The sequence below is a fragment of the Rhizobium sp. P1_E1 genome, assembly GCF_056406015.1.
On sequence record NZ_JBFUAY010000354.1, the window covers coordinates 1 to 3,237 of the forward strand.

The following is a 3,237-nucleotide window of genomic DNA, read 5'->3' on the forward strand; positions in this document are numbered from 1 at the left end:
GCGCATGCAGACGCTCCAGGGCGTGTTGCGGCATGATTGTATGGTCCAGCCGCTCGTAGGAAAACGAATGGCGGGCTCGCCAATGGTCGATCTGTGTCCACCACGCCCGCAGCCGCTTCTGGTCGGGGACAGAGGAAAGTGACCGCCAGGCATGGAGCATATCCGCCAGCACGTGCGCGGCGTCGCCTTGAATGCCGATATCGACGGGAACGCGTTTGTTGATCGACGAGGCATCGATATCGATGTGGATTTTCTTCGAGTGAGGCGAAAACTCATGGATGCGCGAGGTCGCAAGGTCGTCAAAGCGCGCGCCGATGGCGATCATCAGGTCGCAATCGCCAATTGCCATATTGGCTTCATGCGAGCCGTCCTGTCCGGCGACGCGTAGCCAGTTCCTCCCGGTGGCGGGATAGGCTCCAAGCCCCAAGATGGTGGACGTTATGGGAAAGCCGGTGAGGTCGACGAGCTCACGCAACAATCTTGACGCCTCCGGCCCCGAGTTGATGACGCCGCCGCCGGCATAGATGATAGGTCGTCGGGCTTCAGCCATCAATGCGACAGCCGCCCGGATCGCGTTCTGATCGCCTTGCATTGCGGGCTGGTAGCTCGGCAGGGGAGATACCTTGTCAGGTGAGACGTAGGTCCCGCTGGCGAAGAGCACGTCCTTCGGCATGTCGACGAGAACAGGGCCGGGTCGACCGGCCGCCGCGATCCGGAAAGCCAGATGGATCGTTTTGGCCAGATCGTCGATGTGTTGGACCAGGAAATTGTGCTTTGTGCAGGGACGGGTGATGCCGACCGTATCGCATTCCTGAAAGGCGTCCGTGCCGATCAGGCTTGTCGGCACCTGACCGGAGAGGCAGACGATCGGAATGGAATCCATAAGCGCATCCTGCAGCGCCGTAACCGAATTTGTGACCCCTGGTCCCGATGTCACCAGCATGACGCCGACCTTTCCCGTCGAGCGGGCATAGCCTTCGGCTGCGTGTCCGGCGCCTTGCTCATGGCGCACCAGGAAATGTTTGATGTCCTCCTGTTGGAAGATTTCGTCATAGATCGGCAGCACCGCTGCGCCGGGGTAACCGAAAATGTGTTCGACACCGTTGTCTCGCAGCGCTTGCAGAACGATCTCGCCGCCGTTCATGAGACGATCAGGGGTATTGAGGGAAGAGTTGGCTTTCTCGCCGGTCATATCTGGGTTCCGTCGTGAGTGAGGTGATAGGTGCGACGGGGCATAAAAAAAGGCCCCGTCAGGGACCTGTTTTCGGCGCATGGGTGGCTATTGCCGGACGATCAGACCGTCCTGCCCATGCGCGATATCACCACTACGAGAACCATTGCGATTTTCATGGGCGATAGAGCTAGCTCCAAATCTACACGTCGTCAACGTCGTCTCTGCGCAGATTGTATCTGTGGTTGAGAATATTTGAGATCAGTGGTTCGTCCGTGACGAGGCAAGGGCAGGGGGGCGAACTGCTCGCAACCTATCGGCCAAGGGCAAACTCTCCCGTTCTATCGCCCGCGAAGCGATTTCGACCACTTCCTCCAATGCGCGCCGGTCAGGGGTTCCGTGCCAGCCGGCGGCGTTCGGTCCCGGCGCGAACCCAAATCCTATGGCGAGGTATATGCGCCATCGAGGATCTGCCGCGCCTCGGCCCGCGGCGCGGCGACGGAGTGACGATTAACCAGCGAGCATTCGAGCTTCGCAATCGGATAGCGCTTGCCGGGCACACTTTCCGGGTTGAGATGTTCGATCGCCCATTGCCCCATGGCAAGATGTGGAAGGACCGAAGTCGTAAGCGGGGGTACGAGATGTCGTGAAATTTCTTCGTCGTCATAACCCACCACCGACATGTCCTGGGGAATGCGAAGCCCTGCATCCTTGAGCGCTTCGTAGCACCCGATGGCGGTGCGGTCGTTCTGGCAGAAGATCGCGGTGGGCGGCTCTTTCAAAGCAAGCAGTTTCATCGTGGAGGCATAGCCGGCACTGGCCGACCAGTCGCCTTCAATGACCAATTCCGGATCGAAGGGTATATCTGCGGTCGCCAGTGCGCGGCGATATCCCGTCAGCCGGTCCTGCGCAGCCTGCATCCAGATTTCGCCGGTGATCGTCGCGATACGATGGTGTCCGTGCATGATCAGATGCCGCGTGGAGCTCTGCCCGCCCGCGATCTCGCTCGGCACCACGGCGGGAAAAGCATGGTCCGCCGTATAGCAGTTCAGCAGGACCGTCGGGATGTTAAGCTTGCGGACATAGGAAGGAAGCTCCACCTGACGGGTATAGATTGTCATATATATGAGCGCCGATATGCCTCCGCTCGTCAACGCCTCGATTGCTTTCGGCTCCATGACGGGATCACTGAGCGTCTGGGTTACCAATAGGACATTGCCGGCGTTCCAGGAGGCTTGCCGCGCGCCTTCGATCGCAACGATCGCTTCCGGGCTGGTGGCGAGCTGATCCACGGCGAAACCGATGACGTTGTCCAGTCCCGAATAAGAGGCCTTCGTCGTATAGGTCTTCTCCATGTAGCCGAGCGCGCGCGCCGCCTCCCATACGCGATCGCGCGTCTGCTGTGAGATACGGGTGCCGGGCGTGTCGTTGAGGACGAAGGAGACGGCCGCCTGCGAGCAGCCAGCCGCCGCGGCGATGTCCATCATCGTCACGCGCGCAGGCTTATTTTGGGTCTTGGGTTTTCGCATTCGTGGAAACTGTCTCTCTCGGGATAATAGGGTAGGGTGGATTGATCGTCGTTTCGGCTAATTAATATTAGCATCTATCTGAAAGCGCTGGCAATTGCATGAATTGCTGTAACACTATCAGTTATCGGCCATTGCCAGTACAAAATAGCCATCCTGGCCACTGCGTGATGAAATGTTTTGATCTTCATTGATAATACTATTTACTAATTAAATTTCTTGTATACCGTCAGGGAGCGATCGGAACCTATGCCACTCGTCGCTTTGCGACGGCCCTAGGAGGGGGCGCGCATTCGGCCGGCCGTAAATCGGAAACGGGCCCGTGCAACTGCGGCCCCTCGGGAGGTGTATTATGAAACAGCTGAAACGCAATGCAGCCTTGTTCTTCGCCGGGTTGATGCTGAGCGCGGCGCCGATTGCCGTATCGCATGCTGCCGACAAACCGACACTTGCATTCGTCGTCAACGGCGCATCCGACTTCTGGAAAGCCGCAGAGGCGGGCGTGAAGAAGGCGCAGGGCGAGATGCCTGACTACCAGAT

2 protein-coding genes and 1 pseudogene are annotated in these 3,237 nt (G+C 58.8%); 1 reads left to right on the top strand and 2 read right to left on the bottom strand.

The genetic code is table 11. The features are described 5' to 3' along the window. Both AC1D1Z_RS35530 and AC1D1Z_RS35535 read right to left on the bottom strand, forming a co-directional pair. Positions 1–1,192, bottom strand: a 1,192-nt coding sequence (locus AC1D1Z_RS35530) for a thiamine pyrophosphate-binding protein (protein ID WP_477853481.1), incomplete at its 3' end; no start/stop codon positions are given. A gap of 419 nt (positions 1,193–1,611) precedes the next feature. Beyond that, entirely contained in the window at positions 1,612–2,700 is a 1,089-nt protein-coding gene (locus tag AC1D1Z_RS35535; RefSeq protein WP_446981350.1) for a LacI family DNA-binding transcriptional regulator, read from the bottom strand. A 349-nt stretch (positions 2,701–3,049) separates the two neighbouring features. Here AC1D1Z_RS35535 and AC1D1Z_RS35540 point away from each other — a divergent pair. Beyond that, positions 3,050–3,237, top strand: a pseudogene (locus tag AC1D1Z_RS35540) (ABC transporter substrate-binding protein); the annotation flags it as partial.

Bases quoted from the DNA above. Each gene is read 5' to 3' on its own strand.
- AC1D1Z_RS35535 (WP_446981350.1), bottom strand. From the start codon at position 2,700: ATGCGAAAACCCAAGACCCAAAATAAGCCTGCGCGCGTGACGATGATG.